17 protein-coding genes are annotated in these 20,098 nt (G+C 69.8%); 2 read left to right on the top strand and 15 right to left on the bottom strand.

The annotated features are described in order from the left end of the window. Positions 1-2: 2 nt before the first annotated feature. Complete coding sequence (locus ITJ57_RS15630) at positions 3-605, bottom strand: GNAT family N-acetyltransferase (protein WP_194670970.1); 603 nt, start codon at positions 603-605, stop codon at positions 3-5. Positions 606-648: 43 nt separating this feature from the next. Here ITJ57_RS15630 and ITJ57_RS15635 point away from each other — a divergent pair, with 43 nt between their 5' ends. Continuing rightward, the gene (locus tag ITJ57_RS15635) at positions 649-1,581 is read left to right on the top strand and encodes an aminoglycoside phosphotransferase family protein (RefSeq protein WP_194670971.1); all 933 of its coding nucleotides are present in this window, start codon (positions 649-651) and stop codon (positions 1,579-1,581) included. Positions 1,582-1,590: 9 nt separating this feature from the next. Here the strand turns inward: ITJ57_RS15635 and ITJ57_RS15640 are convergent, their stop codons facing one another. The 13 genes from ITJ57_RS15640 to ITJ57_RS15700 all read right to left on the bottom strand — a co-directional run bounded on the left by ITJ57_RS15640 (position 1,591) and on the right by ITJ57_RS15700 (position 17,964). Further along, positions 1,591-3,564: a helicase HerA-like domain-containing protein gene (locus ITJ57_RS15640; RefSeq protein WP_194670972.1), complete on the bottom strand. Its 1,974-nt coding sequence runs from the start codon at positions 3,562-3,564 to the stop codon at positions 1,591-1,593. A gap of 67 nt (positions 3,565-3,631) precedes the next feature. Then, entirely contained in the window at positions 3,632-5,149 is a 1,518-nt protein-coding gene (locus ITJ57_RS15645) for a cryptochrome/photolyase family protein (protein WP_194670973.1), read from the bottom strand. 69 nt (positions 5,150-5,218) lie between these two features. Beyond that, complete coding sequence (locus ITJ57_RS15650) at positions 5,219-6,370, bottom strand: Gfo/Idh/MocA family protein (protein ID WP_194671492.1); 1,152 nt, start codon at positions 6,368-6,370, stop codon at positions 5,219-5,221. Positions 6,371-6,417: 47 nt separating this feature from the next. Continuing rightward, on the bottom strand, positions 6,418-7,260 hold the full coding sequence (locus ITJ57_RS15655; protein WP_194670974.1) for a sugar phosphate isomerase/epimerase: 843 nt from the start codon (positions 7,258-7,260) through the stop codon (positions 6,418-6,420). A gap of 109 nt (positions 7,261-7,369) precedes the next feature. Further along, positions 7,370-8,731 (bottom strand): MFS transporter, encoded by a 1,362-nt coding sequence (locus ITJ57_RS15660; RefSeq protein ID WP_194670975.1) that lies wholly within the window; start codon positions 8,729-8,731, stop codon positions 7,370-7,372. Positions 8,732-9,005: 274 nt separating this feature from the next. Then, positions 9,006-9,641, bottom strand: a complete 636-nt coding sequence (locus ITJ57_RS15665) for a TetR/AcrR family transcriptional regulator (RefSeq protein ID WP_194670976.1) — start codon at positions 9,639-9,641, stop codon at positions 9,006-9,008. Between the two features lie 74 nt (positions 9,642-9,715). Beyond that, a complete protein-coding gene (locus ITJ57_RS15670) occupies positions 9,716-11,224 on the bottom strand; it encodes an alpha-N-arabinofuranosidase (RefSeq protein WP_194670977.1) in 1,509 nt (502 codons plus the stop codon). A 133-nt stretch (positions 11,225-11,357) separates the two neighbouring features. After that, positions 11,358-12,278, bottom strand: a complete 921-nt coding sequence (locus ITJ57_RS15675) for a carbohydrate ABC transporter permease (protein WP_194670978.1) — start codon at positions 12,276-12,278, stop codon at positions 11,358-11,360. Then, complete coding sequence (locus tag ITJ57_RS15680; RefSeq protein ID WP_194670979.1) at positions 12,278-13,234, bottom strand: carbohydrate ABC transporter permease; 957 nt, start codon at positions 13,232-13,234, stop codon at positions 12,278-12,280. Before ITJ57_RS15680 ends, ITJ57_RS15675 begins: the two co-directional genes overlap by 1 nt. A 95-nt stretch (positions 13,235-13,329) precedes the next feature. Then, positions 13,330-14,667 (bottom strand): extracellular solute-binding protein, encoded by a 1,338-nt coding sequence (locus tag ITJ57_RS15685; RefSeq protein ID WP_194670980.1) that lies wholly within the window; start codon positions 14,665-14,667, stop codon positions 13,330-13,332. 129 nt (positions 14,668-14,796) lie between these two features. Then, positions 14,797-15,819, bottom strand: a complete 1,023-nt coding sequence (locus ITJ57_RS15690) for a LacI family DNA-binding transcriptional regulator (protein WP_194670981.1) — start codon at positions 15,817-15,819, stop codon at positions 14,797-14,799. A gap of 43 nt (positions 15,820-15,862) precedes the next feature. After that, positions 15,863-16,936 carry a LacI family DNA-binding transcriptional regulator gene (locus tag ITJ57_RS15695; RefSeq protein WP_194670982.1) on the bottom strand — a complete coding sequence of 358 codons (1,074 nt, stop codon included), beginning with the start codon at positions 16,934-16,936 and terminating at the stop codon, positions 15,863-15,865. Between the two features lie 242 nt (positions 16,937-17,178). Further along, the gene (locus tag ITJ57_RS15700; RefSeq protein ID WP_228507287.1) at positions 17,179-17,964 is read right to left on the bottom strand and encodes a phosphatase PAP2 family protein; all 786 of its coding nucleotides are present in this window, start codon (positions 17,962-17,964) and stop codon (positions 17,179-17,181) included. Positions 17,965-18,095: 131 nt separating this feature from the next. On the opposite strand from ITJ57_RS15700, the gene ITJ57_RS15705 reads away from it, so the two are divergent. Further along, entirely contained in the window at positions 18,096-18,524 is a 429-nt protein-coding gene (locus tag ITJ57_RS15705) for a YchJ family protein (RefSeq protein ID WP_194670983.1), read from the top strand. Between the two features lie 223 nt (positions 18,525-18,747). On the opposite strand, the gene ITJ57_RS15710 is transcribed toward ITJ57_RS15705, so the two are convergent. Continuing rightward, positions 18,748-19,989, bottom strand: a complete 1,242-nt coding sequence (locus ITJ57_RS15710) for a multidrug effflux MFS transporter (protein WP_235526870.1) — start codon at positions 19,987-19,989, stop codon at positions 18,748-18,750. Between the last annotated feature and the right edge of the window lie 109 nt (positions 19,990-20,098).

Here is a 20,098-nt window from a genome sequence, read left to right on the forward strand (position 1 = left end):
CGTCAGAGCGCCTTCGCGTACCAGTGCGCGCCGGGATCGCCGTCGACGCGGGTGAAGCCCGTCCGCTCGTAGAACCGCTGTGCACCCGTGTTCGAGACGCCGACCCCGAGGTGGACCCCCGGCACACCGCGTTCCGCGAGCAAGCCGCAGAACGCGTCGATGAGCCGCCTCCCGAGCCCCATCCCCTGTGTCTCCGGGAGGAGGTCGATGTGCAGATGCGCCGGGTACTGCGCGAGGAGCTCCGGCGCCAGGCCGATCCGTTCCGTCGCCGAACGGACGATGCCTCGCTCCTGCTCGGAGGCGGCACCGGAAGACGCGGCCTCCTCATACTTCCCGACGACCGTCGGCCACCAGCGTTCGACGAACCACTGGTCGAAGGCGACGGTGTCGGCCGTCCCGAGGATGTAGCCGATCGGGCCGGCACCCGCATCCACGAGGAGCGCCAGCTCCGGCTCGTGGACGACGTAGGGCAGCGCGTAGACGTCCGGCAGCAGCTCGTCCGTACTGAAGTGCCCGGTCGCGTCCGCGCCGGAGTCGCCGGTGCGGGTGCAGATGGACGCGACGGCGGAACGGTCGGTGGGGCGATACGCGCGGATCTCGGTCACCGCGCCAGCCTAAACCCCTGCCCGGCTGTCTAGGCTGGCTCCCATGGAGTGGCGAGCGGGGACGGTCGACGCCGCCGTCGAGCAGTGGGGCCTCGTCCGCGACGGCGACCCGATCGTCACGCCGTCGAGCCGCTTGCTCCCGGTGACGCACCGAGGTCGGCCGGCGATGCTCAAGGTCCCACTCGTCCACGAGGAGGCGCTCGGTGGTCGTCTCCTCGCCGCCTGGCGTGGCATCGGGTGCGCGGCGGTGTTCGCCGGCGACGAACACTCGGTCGTCCTCGAACGAGCGGTGGGTGGGCACGACCTCACCTCGCTGACCCGGGCGGGTGACGATCTCGGGGCGATCGCCGTGCTCGGCTCGGTGCTCGGCGTCCTGCACGGGGCGCTCGCGGCACCGACGCCCACGGACGCCGGAGCGGCCCCCGCGACGGCGGCCCCCGCGACGGCGGCGCACGACGCGGGTGACGTCGTCGCCGAGCTCCCGTCGCTCGACGAGTGGTTCCGGGCGCTGCTGTTCGCGGACGCGACGTCACTCGCCACGCTGACGGATGACCCGGCGAGCGCCACGTTCCTCGCACGCGGACGAACCCTTGCACGTCGCCTCCTCGACGACACGACGCGCGCCGACACCGTGGTCCTCCACGGCGACCTGCACCACGAGAACGTACTCGAGTTCGCCCCCGGTGACTGGCGGGCGATCGACCCGAAGGGCATCGTCGGCCATCGCGCGTTCGACGCGACGGCGATGCTCGCGAATCCGGACCGGTCGACGGCGCAGGACCCGCGGCTCCTCGAGCAGCGGGTGGAGCTGCTGCGACACTCGCTCGGGGTCGACCGGAGCACGATCCTCGCGTGGTCGGTCGCCCGGTCCGCGCTGTCCGCCGTCTGGTCGCTCCAGGACGGGTCTGTCGAGGACGCCCGCGACACCATCGAGGTTGGTCTCCTCGCGGAACGCGCCCTCGGTGCAGCTCGCTGAGGTCCTGGCTCAGCGGCGGCGGCGCGTCCCGAAGATCCCCTCGACCACGCCGGTGAGGATCGAGCGTGTCGCCTTCGACCCGAGGATCTCCTCGAGCGGGCTCTTCGACGAACTCGACGTCGACCTCGTGGACGTCCGCCTCGTCGTCCCGGCGGTCTTGCGGAGCAACCGCTCGTATTCGGCGTCCGCCTTCCGCTGGGCGGCGGCCTGCGCCTTGTCCGCCGTGGCCTGCTGTTTCGCGAGCTCGGCGGCGATGCGCTGCCGTTCGAGCTCGGCCTCCGCGGCGAGTGCTGCCTGGTTCGCCTCCTCGAGCTTCGCGGTCAGGATCTCCCGTGCCGACTCCCGGTCGACGGGGGTCCCGTACCTCGCGAGCAGCGGTGATGCCGCGATGGTCGCGTCGATCGCGGCGTCGGGCGTCGGCGACATGAGTCCCTCCGGCGCGCGCAGTCTCGTCCAGGCGACCGGCGACGGCGCACCCTTCTCGTTCATCACCGTCACGACCGCCTCGCCCGTACCCAGGGAGGTGAGCACTTCGCCGAGGTCGTACCCGGACGTCGGGTAGGTCGACACCGTCGCCTTGAGAGCCTTCGCGTCGTCCGGCGTGAACGCGCGGAGAGCGTGCTGCACCCGCGAACCGAGCTGCGCGAGCACCTCCCCCGGCACGTCCTTCGGCGTCTGCGTGACGAAGAAGATCCCGACGCCCTTCGAACGGATGAGCCGGACCGTCTGGGTGATCTGCGCGAGGAAGTCCTTCGACGCGTCGCGAAAGAGCAGGTGCGCCTCGTCGAAGAAGAACACGAGCTTCGGTTTCTCGGGGTCGCCCACCTCGGGCAGGGTGTTGAAGAGGTCGGCGAGCAACCACATGAGGAACGTGGAGTAGAGCGCCGGCTGGTCCTGCACCCCGGGCACCTCCAGGAGGCTGACGATGCCCCGACCGCTCGGGTCGAGGCGGATGAAGTCCGCGGTGTTGATCTCGGGTTCCCCGAAGAAGACGTCCGCGCCCTGGTCCGCGAAGGTGATGAGTTCGCGGAGGATCACGCCGACGGTCGCGCCCGACAGTCCTCCGAGGTCCTTCAGCTCGCTCTTGCCGTCGTCGCTCGCCAGGTAGGTGAGCACGGCGCGCAGGTCGCTGAGGTCGAGCAGCGGGAGGCCGGCCTGGTCGGCGTAGTGGAAGACGAGACCGAGGCTCGACTCCTGGGTGGCGTTCAGCCCGAGCACCTTGCTGAGCAGCAGTGGACCGAAGGCGGCGATGGTCGCCCGGATCGGGACGCCCTTGCCCACCCCGCCGAGCGCGAAGTACTCCGTGGGCGTGGCGGCCGGGGTCCAGTCCTGGCCGATGCCGCGGGTGCGGTCGAGGAGCTTGGGGCTCGACTCCCCCGGTGTCGCGATGCCGGAGAGGTCGCCCTTGATGTCGGCGGCGAACACCGGGACACCCGCCGCTGAGAGCTGCTCGACGAGCCCCTGGAGGGTGCGGGTCTTGCCGGTGCCGGTGGCACCGGCGACGAGGCCGTGCCGGTTCATGACGCTGAGGGGGATGCGGACCTGCACGCCGGGAAGCGGATCCCCGTTGACGAGCGCACCCATCTCAAGCGCCGGGCCGTGCACGACGTAGCCGTCGCGGATCCGCACCACGTCGTCGAGACCGAGCGGGCCGGGGCCGATCGTGTCGGTGGTGAGGCCATCGGCGGGGAGCGGCTCTGTGGCGAGCGGATCGGTGGCCGGCTCGACCGGCTCCGAGGGGGTGACGGTGGCGGGCGCCTGGCCCGGCGCGGTGGCTGGTGCGGTGGCCGGTGCAGTTCCCGGTGCGCTGGCCGACGCCGTGATCCCGGCCCCGGCGAGCGCCGCTGCCGCCTCGGCCGCCTTCACCTTCGCCGCGGCGAGCGCCGCCTGCGCCTGGGCGGCTTCGAGTTCAGCCTGGGCCTGCTCGGCGGCGGCCTGGAGTGCGGCGATCTGCGGGTCGGATGCTGCATCGCTGGGCGTCATGTGCCGAGCCTAGCGACGCGCTCCCCACCGGTCGAGGGGTCGCGCGAGGGCGGGCCGGCCGCTCCGCTCACCACTGTTCGCGCGTGCGTTCCTGGTCGACGACGGCGGCCAGGTCCGAGAGGCGACGCATCCCGGCGAGCGGCTGCGCCATGCGCGTGTTGTGTCGGATGCGGGGTTCGACGCGATCGAGGAAGGCCCAGTACCCGGCGGTGAACGGACAGGCGTCGTCACCCAGCCGCACCTTCGGGTTGAAGACGCAGCCCCCGCAGTAGTCGGACATGTTGTCGATGTACGCACCACCTGATGCGTAGGGCTTCGTCGCGACGATCCCGCCGTCCGCGTGCTGCGACATCCCGATGACGTTCGCCGGCATGACCCAGGGGGTGCCGTCGACGAACATGTCGATGAACCAGTCGTTGAGCGCGACCGGGTCGTACCCGTGCTGCAGGGCCCAGTTGCCGAGCACCATGAGCCGCTGGATGTGGTGCGCCCACCCGTGGCGACGCATGCCGTCGATCGTCTCGCGCAGACAGTTCGACTGGATGGCCGTCGCGTCCAGTTCGCGGAAGGCGGCGGGCAGTGGCTCGTGGGCGCCGAGCGCGTTGTGGCTTGTGCGATATGGCTCGCCGAGGTGCCAGTAGAGGTGCCAGACGTAGTCCCGCCAGCCGATGATCTGCCGGGTGAATCCCTCGACGCTCGTCAAGGGTGCGCGCCCGGCGTGGTACTCGGCGACGACCGCCTCGACGGCGTCCCGCGGGTCGAGCAGGCCCAGGTTGAGCGGCGCGCTCAGCAGGGAGTGCGCCATCGTCCAGTCACCGCCGAGCATCGCGTCCTCGAACGGCCCGAAGTCGCCGAGCCTCGTCTCGATAAAGTCCGCGAGCGCCGCTTCCGCCTCGGCCGCGGTGGCCGCGAAGCGTCGGGGCCCGTCGTCGCCGACCAGCTGGACCAGCCCGTCGCGCTGCCACCGGTCGAGATCCTCCCGGACCTCCGCGTCGATGTCGTCCTCCTCCGGCCAGAGCGGCTCCGGCAGGCCGAGCCGGGCGGCTCCCTTCGGCGGCGGGTTCCGGTTGTCGTGGTCGTAGTTCCAGCGGCCACCCTCGGGCTGATCGCCGCGCATGAGGATGCCGGTGCGCTCACGGACGGTGCGGTAGAAGTCCTCGAGGAGGAGTCGCTTGCCGTCCCGCGTCGACGCCCACACCGCGAAGTCCTGCTCCGAGGTCACGAAGCCGCGACTCGGCAGCACCCGCAGACCGCGCTCGCGGACGAACCGCCGAGCCGTCCACGAGGGCGGATCGAGCACCTCGAGGTCCGCACCGACGTCGATGACGTCCTCGTACCGGTCGACCTGGTGGAACTCGGCCCGGTCGCCCAGCTCGGCGGCACGATGGCGGATCGCGGAGAGGAAGAGGTGGGCCTTCGCCCGGTGCATCGGTCGCTTGGAGAAGGTCGACCGTGACTCGACGAGCAGCACCGGCCCACCGTCGTCGAACGCCGGGCCGAGTTGGCCGGTGAGGATCCATCGGCGGCGCCCGGCCGTCACCGGGGACTGCGGCCGGTCGCCCTCGGTCCCGCCGGTGGTGTCCATCGCCTCAGGCTAGCTGTGACGGCGGACACCACCGGGGGCTTGCCCACCCCGCACGACCGGTGCTCTTCCTCAGAGGGTCGCGGCGATCGGGTCCCAGTCCTCGGCCACGAGTGGCACCGGTGCGACCCGGCTCTCCACCTGGACGGTCTCGCCCGACACGACGGACTCGTCGATCGACACGAGCGTGTCGAGCACGTGGTATCCGAGCGCTCCCGAGGCGAGCGGCTGACCGCCCGAGCGGATGGCGCGCGCGAGGTCGAGCACGCCCGTGCCCCGGCCGGCGAGCACGCCCTCGGTCGGCACGACCTCCCACTCCGGTTCCTGCTGCATGCGCTCCATCGGCGCCGCCCGGGTGATCCGCACCTCACCGGTGAACATGTTCGGGTCGGGGATCACGAGGGTCCCCTCGGTGCCGGTGATCTCGACGACGCCCATCTTGGCGAGCGGCGACTCGAAGCTGAACACGCTCTGACTCACCCCGCCGTCGACGAAGCGGGCGATGGCGCTGACGTGCGTCGGCACCTCGACGGCGAACTCCGTACCGATTCGATCACCCTGCTGGATCGTGCGCGTCGCCCGCCCACGGGACCCCGCGGCGGAGACCGACGCGACCGATCCGAACACCTGCACGAGCGTCGTGAGGTAGTACGGCCCCATGTCGAACAGGGGTCCGCCGCCCTTCGCGAACAGGAACTCCGGGTTCGGGTGGAAGATGTCCGGGCCCGCGTACTGCATGACGGTCTGCGCCGTGAGCGGCTGCCCGATGTCACCCCGGGCGATCGCGCGACGGGCGGACTGCACGCCAGGGCCGAGCACGGTGTCGGGGGCGATGCCGACGAGGAGGCCTGCCGCGTCCGCCTGCTCGAGCAGTGCGAGGCCGCTCGCCCGGTCGACGCTGATCGGCTTCTCGGTCCAGACGTGCTTGCCCGCGGCGATCACCTGGGAGGCGACCTGCGCGTGGACGGCCGGGATCGTGAGGTTGACGACGAGTTCGACGTCCGGGTGGGCGATGACGTCGGCCGCGGTCCCCCAGGCACCGACACCCCACTTCTCGGCCTGCGCCTTCGCCCGGTCGACGTCGAGGTCGCCGAGGATGACGACGGTGACGTCGGGGAACGCGGTGAGGTGCTCGAGGTAGGTGTCGCTGATCATGCCGGTGCCGATGAAGCCGACGCCGACGGGGCCGCTGCCCTGCGCCGCGCGGGGTGCCGACGCGGGCATCGTGCCGTCTGCTGCCGCGGGCATCGCGCCGTCCGCTGCCGCGGGCATCAGCGGGCCACCGCTTCGGTCGAGACGAGCTGTTCGGCGACCAGCGCGTCCACGCTCGCCTGGATGCCGTCGAAGATGTCGCCGGCGCCGTAGTGGTCGAACTCGATGATCGCGAAGCGTGCCGACGGAGCCGCGGCGAGGGATTCGCGCAGCGGCACCTCGCCCTGACCGAACGGGCGCTGGTCGAGACTCGTCGGCGCGAACGGTGCCGCACCCGGCGCGAAGGGGTCCGCCGGGAGCAGGCCGTCCTTCACGTGGAGCGCCTGCACGCGGTCGCCGAGCCTGGTGAGCAGCGCCGGGACGTCCTGCCCGGCGGTCGCCGCCCAGAACAGGTCGACCTCGAGTGCGACGTCGTCACGCAACTGCTCGGCGAAGACCTCGAAGGCGCTCCGGCCGCCGAACGACGCGACGAACTCCTGCGAGTGGTTGTGGTACCCGACGCGGAGACCGTGGTCGGCTGCGCGCTCAGCGGCGGCGTTCAGACGTGCGGCGGTGTCCGCGACCGCGGCCTCGTCAAGCCAGCGGTCGGGGCTCACGAAGGCGTCGATGACGATCTCGAGGCCGAGCGCCGTTGCGGCGGCGAAGACGTCCTCCTGCGAGGAGACCGGCATCACCTGGTCGCCGAACCGGATCTCGTCGGAGAGGAGGGTGGCGTGTCCGGTGCGGGCGGCGAGCCCGTGGCGGTCGAACGCCTCGCGGAGTTCGGGCGCCCGGGAGACGAAGTCGAAGGCCTCGACGTCGCGGAGGCCCATCCCGGCCAGGCGGGCGAGCGCGTCGTCGAGTCCCTGGTCGAGGTGCTCCTTGATGCTGTAGAGCTGCACGGAGAGCGCTGGTGCGGTCATGGTGTTGCCGTCCGTTCCGGCGCCGACGTTGGCGCCTGTGGTGATGGTGGTGGTGTCGCAGGAGTGCTGTCGCAGGAGTGCTGTCTCGGGGCAGGCTGGTGGCGGTGGCTCAGCCGCGGGTCGCAATGGACCCGGTCACCGTGCCGTCGGCGTTGCGGATCATGCGGTGCCGGACCGGGAGGATCGTCAGCGCGCCGAACACGCAGATGACCCCGGCGCCCCAGAACAGCGCCGTGTAGTTGTTGCCGAGCCCGCCCAGACCGAGCAGGACCGCGCCGACGGCTCCGGCGAGCGATTGCGGGAGGGCGTTCGCGATGTTCAGCACACCGAGGTCCTTGGCCGCGTCGTCGGGGTTCGGGAGCACGTCCACGACGAGCGCCGTGTCGACCGCGACGTACACGCCGTAGGCCGCACCCATGATCGCCTCGACCACGTAGAACATCGGCACCGTCGTCGTGTGAGCCAGCAGCACGAGCCCCAGCGCGAAGACGACCGTCGAGCCGATGACGAAGACCTTGCGGTTGAGCAGGCGGTCGGAGAGCCAGCCGCCGACCTTCGCGAGCACGACGAGCGCGATCGTGTAGATGAGGACGCCCAGGGTCAGCGTGTTGACCGCCTCCTGCTCGGTCAACCCGACCTCCTCCTGCAGGAAGAACAGCCGGAACGCGACGAAGAGGAAGGACGCGAGCGTGAGCAGGAACCGCGAAAGCCAGACCCAACCGAAGTCGGGGTGCTTGAGCGGGTTCACCCAGAAGGTGAAGAGCAGTCCCTTCCAACCGCCGACGTCGGGACGCTTGGTGATGGGCCGGTCGGGCAGCACGAAGCAGTAGAGCCAGACGGTGATCAGGGCGAACACGGCGGGTGCGACGAAGAGGAGCACCATGTTCGTGACGAACCAGCTGGCGACGAACGCTGCGGCGAGGATACCGAGGTTCTGCATGACGCCGACGTTCGCCGAGACGCTGCCGCGCTGTTCCGGCGGCACCTGGTCGGCGATCGTGGTGAGCAGCGGGCCGAGGATGGCGTTGCCCGTGAGCTGCGCGAGACACCAGCCGACGATGAGCACCGGCACGCTGGGCGCGAGCGCGACGATGGTGAGCGAGACGACGAAGCCGATCGCACCGAGGAACATCCACGGACGACGACGCCCGAATCGCGAGAGGGTCAGGTCGGAGAGGCGACCGATGACGGGGTTCGCGACGAGGGCGAACAGGGCGGCGATCGAGAGGACGTTGCCGTTGACGACGGCGGCCTGATCGCCCGGGACGAGCTGCTGCGTCTTCAGCGCGAGGCTGACCGTGACCGGGGCGAGCAGGGCGACGAACAGGCCGAACTGGGCGAGGGCCATCGTGCCGACGACCCGCTTCGACGCCCGCTCCGTGGGGCCGCTCGGTCCGGTGACGAGGCTGATGTAGGGGCCGCTCGAAGCTCGCTGGCCGGTGGGTTTGGGGGCGCGGGGGGTGGTGGACATCCGGATTCCTCTCAACGCTGAGCTGCTGCGGACCGGCTCTGGTCCACGGATGAAGCGGTGCTGGCGCGATCTCGTAAACCGATCACTGCACGGATTTGAGTATATCCGCGAAACCCGAGTGGTCAATAGGTTTTCGTGGATCTACCCGACACCCGTGGTGGAGCGCCAGCGCGGTGCGCTGACGCGAGCGCGGGTCATGGAGGTGAGCGCGCCCCTCCGGAGACCCGCGCCCACGCGCCCGGGGCGCGCCCACGCCGATTCCCGGGCGCTCGCGTCACCGCACCGCGCCGGGCCCCACAGACCCGCGCTCGGGTCGGCGCGCCGCGCCGGCGTCGTCCCGGACGAGGAGGGCCCAGGCGCGCTCGAGGTCGCCACCCATGTCGACCGACGGGTCGAGACTCCACTGCACCTGCAGGCCGTCGGCGAGCGCGACCATGACGCGCGCGACGTGCTCGGGGTCGAGGTCCACAGCGACCCGCCCGGAGGCCTGACGATCCCGAACGACATCGGCGATGCTCCGTCGCACCCCGGCGATGTGCTCGACGAAGAAGTCCCTGGCCGGGTGGGCCGGATCACCCGCCGCAGCGGCCATCGTCAGGTACAGCTCCACGAGCCCCGGGACGTCGCTGTTGTGCCGCATGACGGCGACGAGCCCTTCGATCGCGTCCTGCGACCCGGTCGCCGCGAACTCCTCCGAATCGACGGCGTCGCGGACGCGCAGGATCGCGGCGAACAGGTGCTCCTTCGATGCGAAGTAGTGCATGAGCCCGGGCAGGCTGACCCCCACCTCGCGGGCGACCTCGCGCAACGACGTGCCCCGGTACCCCTCGCGCGCGAAGACGGCGAGGGCCACGCGCAGGATCTCCTCGCGCCGCGCGACGCCCTTCGCGTAGGATCCCCGAGCCGTCATGAGCTGATTGTAGGGCTGCACGACGAGGGCGACGAGGGGTTCTCCCCTCGCCGCCCTCGGCTGCACGGAACGCGTCAGGCGCCGAGCGCGACCGCCGTCCACGACACCGGCGGCAGCGTGATCGTCAGCGTGCCGTCGGCGAGGGCGGTGGACTCGTTGGCGACGAGGCCGACGCGTTCGCGGTCGTCGATCGTGTTCTTCGCGTACACGTCGTCGTCATGGATGCCGTTCGCCTCGACGACGGACCCGACACCGAGGGCGGAGACGTCCACCGTCACCGTGATCGCCTCGTCCTGGCTGCGGTTCACCAGGAAGACGGCAGCGGTCCCCGCCTCGGCGTCGTACGTCGCGACCGAGTCGACGAGCGGTGCGTCACCGTGCACCTTCGTCGCGTAGCTGGCGACCTCGATGCGCGGTGCGATGACCACGCCGGAGGCGAGCCTGCTCGTGACCGAGAACGGGAAGAAGGTGGCCTGCCGCCACGCCTCCCCGCCCGGCTCCGTCATGATGGGGGCGATGACGTTCACGAGCTGCGCCAGGCTCGCCGAACCGACCCGGTCGCTGTGCTTCAGGAGCGTGATGAGCAGGTTGCCGAACACGACCGCGTCGGCGACGGAGTACACGTCCTCGATGAGCCGGGGCGCGTAGGCCCACTCCTCGATCGTGCCCTCGATGGCGTTCCACTGGTCGAGGTACCAGACGTTCCACTCGTCGAAGGAGAGCTGGATCTGCTTGTCGGAGTGGCGCTTGTGCTGCACGTGGTCGGCGGCAGCGACGACGGTGCGGATGAAGTACTCCATGTTCAGCGACGAGGCGAGGAACGAGCCGAGGTCGCCGTCGCGCTCCTGGTAGTAGGCGTGGCAGGAGATGTAGTCGACCGAGTCGAAGCTGTGCTCGAGCACGGTGCGCTCCCAGTCGCCGAAGGTCGGCATGGAGGAGCTGGACGAGCCGCAGACGACGAGCTCGAGCTTTGGGTCCACCATCTTCATCGCCGACGCGGTGCGGGCGGCGAGCTTGCCGTAGTCGTCGGCGGACATCGCTCCGACCTGCCACGGGCCGTCCATCTCGTTGCCGAGGCACCACATGCGGATGCCGTACGGCTCCTGCGCACCGTTGGCGATGCGCTGATCCGACAGGGCCGTGCCACTCGGGTGGTTCGTGTACTCGAGGAGGTCGAGCGCTTCGAGCACCCCGCGGGTACCGAGGTTGACGGCCATCATCATCTCGCTGCCGGTGAGCTTGCACCACTTGGCGAACTCGTCGACGCCCACCTGGTTCGTCTCGAGCGAGTGCCAGGCGAGGTCGCGCCGCACGGGCCGATTCTCGCGGGGGCCGACGCCGTCCTCCCAGCGGTAGCCGGAGACGAAGTTGCCGCCCGGGTAGCGGATGGTGCTCGTGCCGAGTTCCTTGACGAGCTCCACCACGTCGCCGCGGAAGCCGTCGGCATCCGCCGTGGGGTGGCCGGGCTCGTAGATGCCGTCGTAGACGCACCGACCGAGGTGCTCGACGAACGAGCCGAAGATCCGGCGGTTGACGGGGGCGACCGTGGCGGTCGGGTCGATCGCGAGGCGTGCGGTTGTCATGACGGGGAGTGTCCTTCGTTCGGGCCGGAGCGGGCCGTGGCGTGCAATACGTCGATGCTGGTCGTGATGGTGTCGATGATGTCGTGGTGCCGGTGGAGTCCGCCGGACGTGCGCGGGGTGTCGCCGGGCGTGCTCACTTGACGCTGCCCAAGGAGAGCCCACCCTGCCAGTAGCGCTGGAGCGACAGGAACGCGATGATGAGCGGCACGATCGAGATGAACGCCCCCGTGACGATGAGGTTCCACACTTGCTCGCCGCCGGCGCCCGCATTCGACAGCGCGGTCCAGTTGTTCAGACCGACCGTCACCGGGAGGAGGTTCGGGTCGCTGAGCACCGCCAGCGGGAGGAAGAAGTTGTTCCAGGTGCCCACGATGGAGAGGAGCAGCACGGTCACGATCGCCGGACGCAGGAGCGGCAGCGCGACCTGGAAGAACGTGCGCAACTCCCCCGCGCCATCGACTCGGGCGGCGTCGAGGATCTCGTCCGGGATCGCATCCTGGGTGTAGATGCGCATGAGGTAGACACCGAACGGGCTGAGCAGGGACGGCAGGATCACAGCCCATACGGTGTTGACGAGACCGACCTGGCTGAGGAGGACGAACGTCGGGATCACGAGCGCGGTGAGCGGGACCATGACGGCGCCGAGCAGCAGGTTGAAGAACACCGTCCGCCCACGGAACCGGTACTTCGCGAAGCCGTAGCCCGCGAGCACCGCCAGGATCGTGGCGCCGATACCGCCGGAGAACGCGTAGAGGAACGAATTTCCGAGCCAGCGCCAGTAGATCCCGCCCTGGTGGGTGGAGAGCTCCGCGAGGTTGTCGAAGAAGTTGAAGTCGCTGTCGAACCAGAGCGGCCCGCCCGAGCCCGTGAAGAGTCCGGAGGTGTCCTTCGTGGCCGCGACGATCAACCACCACAGCGGGAGGATGAAGTAGATGACGAGGGCGAGGAGGAAGAGGTGCGAGCCGACGCGTCTGCCGCCCGTCCGCGCTTCGGGGCCCTGGCGTCGTCGCCCGGCCTTCGGGTTGACGGCCGGGATGGCGGTGGTGGCGCTCATCATTTCAGTCCGCTCTGCTTGCGCGTGAGGAAGAGGAAGACGTACGAGCCGATGAACACGATGATCCCGAGCGCGAACGAGATCGCGGAGGCGTAGTTGAACTGGCTGTACGAGAAGGCGAGGGAGTAGGCGTACATGTTGGGCGTGTACGAGATGGGTATCGCGCCCTGAGCCACTCCTCGCAACACCTGGGGTTCGGTGAAGAACTGCAGGGTGCCGATCATCGCGAAGATGAGCACCATCACCATGGACGAGGAGATCATCGGCACCTTGATGCGGAGCGCCGTCTGGAACCCGTTGGCGCCGTCGATGCGCGCGGCCTCGTAGATGGACGGGTCGATACCGCGGAGCGCAGCGTAGATGATGATCATGTAGTAGCCCGACCACTGCCAGGTGACGATGTTCACGAGGCTGCCGAAGATGCTGCTCTGGTCGAGGAACGACGGCGCCGTCGCGCCGAACAGCGCGAAGACGTCCGTGGCCGGGCCGAAGCGCGGGCTGTACAGGAAGCCCCACATGAGGGCTCCGATGACCACCGGGATGGCGTACGGCACGAAGATCATGAGGCGCGAGAACTTGGACAGGGCCGTCGCGAGGTTGTCGAGCACGAGGGCTGCGACGAGCGCGACGAGCATCTGCGCCGGGATCATGACGAGCGCGAACATCGCGACCCGGGCCAGACCACCGAGGAAGATCGGGTCGGTGAACGCCTTCGCGTAGTTCGCGAGCCCGGTGAACTCGGTGCCCGTGGCGAGCGTCGAGGTCTGCAGGCTCATCCAGAAGGCGTAGCAGAGGGGGAAGATGAGGAAGGCCGCGAAGACCACGGCGAAGGGGGCGACGAAGAGCCAGCCCCAGCGTTGCCGTCTCCGGTCGATCGCGCCGATGCCGCTTCGTCGCGGTCGGACGATCCTGGCGGCCGATGCGGCCGCGGGGGCCGATCCGGTGGTGAGTGCCATGATGCTGCTTTCGAGTCGTTGGGACCACCGGGGCGGCGTGGTCGCCGCCCCGGTGGAGGACGTGGCGGGACGGCGGTGACGCCGCCCCGGCAGGGTCACTTGGTGGTGAAACCCTGCTCCGTGGCGTACTTCTCGAGGCTCGCCTGGAGGTCGTCGAGGGCCTCGTCCGCGGTCTTCTCCCCCTGCACCATCGCGTACTGCTGCTCGGTCAACTGGTCGAACGCGTAGTTCTGGAACGGACTGAACGTGAAGCCGCTGTAGCCGGCCGCCGCGTTCAGGAACACGTCCTTGTTGATCTGCTGGCCGCCGAAGAACGGGTACTCGAGGTTCGTGAAGTAGTCGGACTCGAGGATCGGCTTGTACGTCGGGAAGAGCGCGCCCTGCTCGATGCCGATCTTCCAGGCCTCGTCCGTGCCGAAGATCTCCTTCGCGACCGTGGCCGCGAGCTCCTTGTCCTTCGCCTGCTCGGTCACCGCGAAGGTCGATCCGCCCCAGTTCACCTGGACGGGGTTCGCCGCGTCCCACTGCGGGAGCGGAGCCGCACGCCAGACCGCGGTGTCGTCGGCGTCGGAGAGCCCTTGCAGGTAGCCCGGTCCCCATGCTGCTGCGAGGTAGACGGCGTAGGTGCCGTCGACGAGGCTCGTGTTGTAGTCGGCGGTGAACGCGTCGTCGGTGGTGACGAGTCCCTCCTTCACGAGGCCGTCCCAGTAGTTGAGCACCTTCTTGGACGCGTCGTCGTTGACGTCGATCGACACCTCGGTGGGCTTCGTCTTGTCGTACTCGAACGGCTTCGACCCCGCTTGCGCGAAGAGCGCCTGGTTGAAGGCCCGGCCGTTGGTCGGGAAGTTGGCGAGCACGCCGGTCCCGGCGGCCTTCAACTGCTTCGCGGCGGCCGCGAACTCGTCCCAGGTGGTCGGGACGGCGATGCCGGCCTTGTCGAACAGATCCTGGCGGTAGAGCATGCCCATCGGGCCGCTGTCGACCGGGATGGCGTAGACGGCGTCGCCGCTCGTCACGTCGTTCCAGGCGCCCTCGGTGTACTTGTCCTTGACGTCGGCGGCCCCGAATTCGCCGATGTCGACGAGCGCCTTCCGAATCGTGAAGCTGGAGATGACCTCCGACTCGAGCATGATCACGTCCGGTGCACCGGACTTCGCCTCGATCGCGGTGGAGAACTTCGTGTACTCGTCGTTGCCCTGGCCGGCGTTCGTCCAGCAGACCTGGACGTCGTCGTGGGTCTCGTTGAACAGGTCGACGACCTGTTCGAAGGCGGGGAACCAGGCCCAGACGGTGACCTGGGGGACGTCCTTCTTGGCGATCGTGTTGGTGCAGGAGGCTTCGCCGCCTCCGGATGCGCCACCGGTGGAGCAGCCGGTGAGGGCCATCGCGGCGACGGCTACAGTGCCGACTGCTGCGAGAACTCGTGACTTCATGTGGGTGCTGTCCTCTCGGAGATGGAACTTCGTTGTCATCGTGCCGGGTTTTACAACGTTGAAGGTAAACGTTGTAAAAGCATGATGCCCGGCGCCTTCCCCGATGTCAAGGACGAATCAAAGGGGGCGTCAGACGGCCGGGAGCGCGGTCGACTCGCGCTCCACGAGCTCGAAGTCCGCGAGGACCAGGCGCGGCGGGACGTCCGCGTCGCGGTGGTCGATGCGGTCGAGCAGGAGGTCCACGGCGGTCTCGGCGATCTGGTCGCGGCCGGGTGCGACGGTCGAGAGGGACGGCAATGAATACCTGCCCTCGTCGATGTCGTCGAACCCGATGATGGCGACCTCGTCCGGCATCCTGATCCCTCGCTCACTCAGCACGCGCATCGCCCCGAGCGCCAGCGCGTCGTTGAAGGCCACGATCCCGTCGAAGGTGATCCCCGCGTCGAGCATCTCCCGCATCGCGACGGCCCCGTCGTAGCGGTGCCAGACCCCGACCTCGCGGACGAGCGTCGGGTCGTACGCCATCCCGGCGGCGTCCAGGGCGTCCCGATACCCCACGAGACGGAGACCCGCCGAACCGATGTCCTCACCCGGGTGCGCCCCGAATGCGACGATCCGGCGGCGCCCGAGGCCGAGGAGGTGTTCCGTCGCCGCCCGTACGCCCTCGGTGTTCCGCATGGTCACGTGGTCGTTCGGCGCATTGAAGATCCGCTCGCCGAGCAACACCATCGGCGTGCGCACCTCGGCCAGGATGTCCACGTCCTCCTCGCCGAGTTCGAGTGCCGAGTACAGGATCCCGTCGACCAGCTGGGTCCGAGGCCCACGCACGAGCGCGACCTCGCGGTCGCGGTCGCCACCCGTCTGCTCGATGAGCACGTACAACCCGCGCTGGGCGGCGGCGTGCATCACCGCGTCGGCCAACTCGGCGAAGTACGAGTTACGCAGGTCGGGGATGATCAGACTGATGACGCCGGAGCGACCGGAGCGGAGCCCACGGGCGGAGAGGTTCGGCCGGTAGCCGAGTTCCGCGATCGCGGCGAGCACCCGCTCCTTCGTCGCCGCCTTGATGTGCGGGTAGTCGTTGACGACGTTCGAGACGGTCTTGGCGGACACACCGGCGAGCTTCGCGACGTCGTGCAGGGTGGTCGCCATGATCCTCCTCGGCGGCGACCGCATCGGCCGCCCTCTACGCACTCTACAACGTTGAAGGGATCTTGCTCCGTCCGCTGGCCGCGTCCGTCGAGGCCGTCATCGCCCCGCCCTTCGGCGCCGTCGACTCACGCGGCACCACGCGGAAGCCGCTGACGATCGAGCGCGGTGCCTGCGGCTCCCCCGCCTCAGCGATCCGCTCGATGAGCAGCTCGACCGCGCGCTCGGCGATCTCCTCACGGCCGATGTCGACCGTGGACAGCGCAGGCAGGGCGTAGCGCGTCTCGTCGAGGTCGTCGAACCCAATGATCGCGACGTCCTCGGGGATCCGCCGCCCGGCGTCCTGCAGCACCCGCATCGCACCGAGCGCCATCGCGTCGTTGAACGCCACGACCCCGTCGAACGGGATGCCCGAGGCGATCACCTCGCGCATCGCGTTCGCCCCGTCGCTCCGGTGCCAGCTGACGACGGTGCTGACGTAGTCCGGGTCGGCCTCGATACCGGCCGCGGCGAGCGCCTCCCGGTAGCCCTGGAGTCGCAGCTCCGCGGGTCCGAGCGTGTCGTGGGGGTCGGTGCCGAGCGCGACGATCCGACGCCTACCCAGCGCGAGCAGGTGTTCCGTCGCCGCCCGGGCACCGTCGACGTTCGCCATCGTCACGTGGTCGCGCTCGCCGTCGAAGACCTGCTCGCCGAGCACCACCATCGGCCCGTCGGGAAGGAGCGCGCTGTCCTCGCGGTCGAGGCTGAGCGGGCTGTAGAGGATGCCGTCCACGAGCTGCATGCGGGGTCCGCGGAGGATCTCGAGTTCGACGTCGCGACCGCCGGCGACCTGCTCGATGAGGACGGAGAGCCCGCGCGCTCGCGCCTGGCGCATGACCGCGTCCGCGAGCTCTGCGAAGTAGGCGTTGCGGAGGTCGGGGATGATGAGGCTGATGACGCCCGAGCGCCCGGATCGCAGGCTGCGGGCGGAGAGGTTCGGGCGGTAGCCGAGTTCGGCGATCGCCTGCTCCACCTTGGAGCGGGTCGCGTCGCTGACGTATGGGTAGTCGTTGACGACGTTCGAGACGGTCTTGATGGAGACACCGGCCCGCGCGGCGACGTCATGCATCGTGATCGACACGCGTCTCCTCCCGGCCCGGCTCAGCTGTGAGCAGACTACCCGTCCAGCGTCGCCCCGGCGTGACCTGCTGGTGGCGGTGGCCGTCGCCAGCGCGGTGCGCTGGACCGAGCGCGGGCCGGTGGCGTGAGCGCGACCCTCCGGAGGGGTGCGCTTACGCCACAGCACCGCACTCGCGCCGGTACGGTCGGTTTGGGGCCGGCGCACCGCGCTGACCCGACCGCGAGCGCGCAGATAGGGGACCTTCAGGCGTCGGCCAGCGGGACGCGTTTCTTCGGTTCCGCCGACATCCGCTGGAGCAACGGGACCGCGACGATGAGCGCGACGCCGGCACCGAGCAGGAGCCCGCCGACCGTGTCGCTCACCCAGTGCGCGCCGAGGTAGGTCCGCGACAGCATCATGAGCAGCGTGTAGGCGACACCGATCAGCCACACCCACACGCGCGGGAAGATGATGCCGAACGCGACCGCGATGGTCGCCGCATTGGCACTGTGGCCCGAGGGGAACGATCCGAAGTCGGCGTGCACGAGGATGTCCTCCGGCCTCGACCGCCCGACGATGTTCTTGATGACCTGCACGGCCCCGGCGCTCAGCGCGGAGACGAGTCCGAAGTACAACGCGGCCCAAGGGCGACGCAGCAGCAGGAGCACGGCGATCCCGAGCAGCGGCACGACGAAGATCGCCACGACCCCGCCTCCCAACCAGTTCATGACGAGCGCGGCCTGGACGAGCCACGGGGAACGCTCCTCGAGCACCTCCTGCATCCACTCCTCGTCGAACCCGAACGGGGCGTTCGGCCCGCGCTGGAAGAGGAGGACGCCGAGCAGGAGGACGAGCACCACGGCGATCGCACCGCTGATGAGCGGCCACCGCAGCGACACCTTCGCGGCGAGCTTCGGGTCGGGCCGGATCGACGAAGGATCGGGGTCCATCGCGAGTGCACCCTGCTCGTCGAGCGTCGGCGGGACGCTCTCGTGGAGCTCCGGAGCCGGTCCGGCTGCGGGGTCGTCGTGGTCGTCAGGTGCCGTCATCGTCCCATCATGCCGGGTCGGGAATGGATCGCGCGGAGGCTTGCGCCCAGCGGACGGAGCCGCACGGCCACGGCGGTCCGGGGCTCGCGAGCGACCACGACCCGGCTGCGGACAGGGGCGATACTGGGACGATGACCGCCGACGACCCGACCATCCGCCTCGCCGACGACGCCCGATGCCCGTGCCTCTCCGGCGAGACCTACGGCGCATGCTGCGGACGCCTGCACCGCGGTGAGGCTGCGGCCGCCACGGCGGAGGCGCTCATGCGGTCACGCTTCTCGGCGTTCGCGGTCGGCGACGCCGGCTACCTCCTCCGCACGTGGCACCCGAGCACGCTACCGGCTGCGCTCGACCTCGACGACTCGCTCCGCTGGTACCGACTCGACATCCTCGCCACGGCACGCGGCGGTCTGCTCGACACCGAGGGCATGGTCGAGTTCGTCGCACACCACAAGATCCCGGGCGTCCGCGGCTCCGCCGGGAGCCAGCACGAGCGGAGCCGGTTCTCCAAGGACACCGGCGTCTGGACCTACGTGGACGGCGTCGACCCCGGAGTGTGAGTCCGGGGTCGCGCGCGGTCTCGCGGTCGTGCCCCGGACCCCAGCGCGGTGCGCTCGCACGAGCACACCGGAACCGGCGTCAGCGCGGTGCGGTGACGCGAGCACACCCGGATCGGCGCCGGCGCGGGTCAGCGCGGCGAGCGCGGTCCTCCGGAGCACCGCGCTCGAGCCGTAGCACCGCGCTCACGTCAGCGCACCGCGCTGGCGCAGCACGAAGGATGCGTCAGCCGGCGAGCGCCGGGACCTTCTTCGGCTGGACGATGAACCAGAGGGCGCACACCGAGACGACCGAGGTGGCGGCCATGACGGTGCCCATCGGGATCGCCGTGCCGATGCCGAACACCCCGACGATGGGCGAGATGATCCCGGCGAGACCGAAGTTGAGCGCGCCGAGGAGCGACGCCGCCGTGCCTGCCTCGTGTCCGTGGTTCGCCAGCGCGAGGACCTGGACCGCCGGGAAGCCGAACCCGCACGACAGGATGAAGAAGAACAGGGGCACGAGCACCCCGAACAACCCGACGTCCGCCATGGTGAGCGCGACGATCGTCAGCGCGGAGATGAGCTGGACGATCGTGGTGCAGGCGAGGATCCACTGCGGCCCGTACCAGCGCATGAGGCGCGAGGAGATCTGCACACCGGCCACGATCCCGAGTGAGTTCACGGCGAACAGGAGGCCGTACTCCTGCGCATCGAAGTCGTAGACCTCCTGGAACAGGAAGGAGGAGCTCGACAGGTAGGCGAAGAGGCCGGAGAAGCTCATGCCACCGATGAGGGCGACGCCGACGAAGACGCGGTCGCTGAACACCGAACGGTAGCGGTCGCGCACGGTGCTGTGACCGGCGTCGCGACGCCGTGCGGGCGGCAGGGTCTCGACGATCCACAGCGACACGGCGACGACGACGAACAGGCCGTACGCGGCGAGGAAGACGAACAGCCCCCGCCAGTCCAGGACGAGCAACAGCTGCGATCCGATGACCGGGGCGGCGATCGGCGCGAGGCCGTTCACGAGCGCGAGGCGTGACAGCATCCGGACGAGGGGCTTCCCGCCGAAGAGGTCGCGGACCATCGCCATCGCGACGACACCGCCGGCGGCGGCACCGGCCCCCTGCAGCACCCGGAACACCATGAGCCAGCCGATGTCGGGCGCGAAGGCCGCTCCGACCGAGGCGAGGATGTGGATGCTCGTCGCCAGGATGAGCGGCAGGCGACGACCGACCTTGTCACTCCACGGGCCCATGAAGAGCTGCCCCACGGCGAAGCCGATCGTCGTGCCCGTGAGGGTCAGCTGGATGAGGCTGACCGGAACGTCGAGGTCCTGCTCGAGGATGGGGAACGCGGGCAGGTAGAGGTCGATCGTGAACGGGCCGAGCGCGGTGAGCGCGCCGAGCACGAGGATGTAGACGAGCCGCTGCCGGCCTGAGAGGGAGTCGCCCGGGTGGACGACGGTGATTCCTGCGGTGTGCACGGGTGTACGGATTCCTAGCGAGGTGTGGACGGACGGGGCGGCGGTGCGGAACCGATGTCGAATCGATTCGAGAACGAGGGTCAAGATTAGCAGTCGGAGGTACCGTTCC

Source organism: Plantibacter sp. VKM Ac-2880 (assembly GCF_015351235.1).
GTDB lineage: Bacteria > Actinomycetota > Actinomycetes > Actinomycetales > Microbacteriaceae > Plantibacter.

Bases quoted from the DNA above. Each gene is read 5' to 3' on its own strand.
- ITJ57_RS15635 (WP_194670971.1), top strand. From the start codon at position 649: ATGGAGTGGCGAGCGGGGACGGTCGACGCCGCCGTCGAGCAGTGGGGC.
- ITJ57_RS15700 (WP_228507287.1), bottom strand. From the start codon at position 17,964: ATGACGGCACCTGACGACCACGACGACCCCGCAGCCGGACCGGCTCCG.
- ITJ57_RS15665 (WP_194670976.1), bottom strand. From the start codon at position 9,641: ATGACGGCTCGGGGATCCTACGCGAAGGGCGTCGCGCGGCGCGAGGAG.
- ITJ57_RS15675 (WP_194670978.1), bottom strand. From the start codon at position 12,278: ATGAGCGCCACCACCGCCATCCCGGCCGTCAACCCGAAGGCCGGGCGA.
- ITJ57_RS15685 (WP_194670980.1), bottom strand. From the start codon at position 14,667: ATGAAGTCACGAGTTCTCGCAGCAGTCGGCACTGTAGCCGTCGCCGCG.
- ITJ57_RS15640 (WP_194670972.1), bottom strand. From the start codon at position 3,564: ATGACGCCCAGCGATGCAGCATCCGACCCGCAGATCGCCGCACTCCAG.
- ITJ57_RS15670 (WP_194670977.1), bottom strand. From the start codon at position 11,224: ATGACAACCGCACGCCTCGCGATCGACCCGACCGCCACGGTCGCCCCC.
- ITJ57_RS15655 (WP_194670974.1), bottom strand. From the start codon at position 7,260: ATGACCGCACCAGCGCTCTCCGTGCAGCTCTACAGCATCAAGGAGCAC.
- ITJ57_RS15645 (WP_194670973.1), bottom strand. From the start codon at position 5,149: ATGGACACCACCGGCGGGACCGAGGGCGACCGGCCGCAGTCCCCGGTG.
- ITJ57_RS15680 (WP_194670979.1), bottom strand. From the start codon at position 13,234: ATGGCACTCACCACCGGATCGGCCCCCGCGGCCGCATCGGCCGCCAGG.
- ITJ57_RS15705 (WP_194670983.1), top strand. From the start codon at position 18,096: ATGACCGCCGACGACCCGACCATCCGCCTCGCCGACGACGCCCGATGC.
- ITJ57_RS15650 (WP_194671492.1), bottom strand. From the start codon at position 6,370: ATGCCCGCGTCGGCACCCCGCGCGGCGCAGGGCAGCGGCCCCGTCGGC.
- ITJ57_RS15660 (WP_194670975.1), bottom strand. From the start codon at position 8,731: ATGTCCACCACCCCCCGCGCCCCCAAACCCACCGGCCAGCGAGCTTCG.
- ITJ57_RS15690 (WP_194670981.1), bottom strand. From the start codon at position 15,819: ATGGCGACCACCCTGCACGACGTCGCGAAGCTCGCCGGTGTGTCCGCC.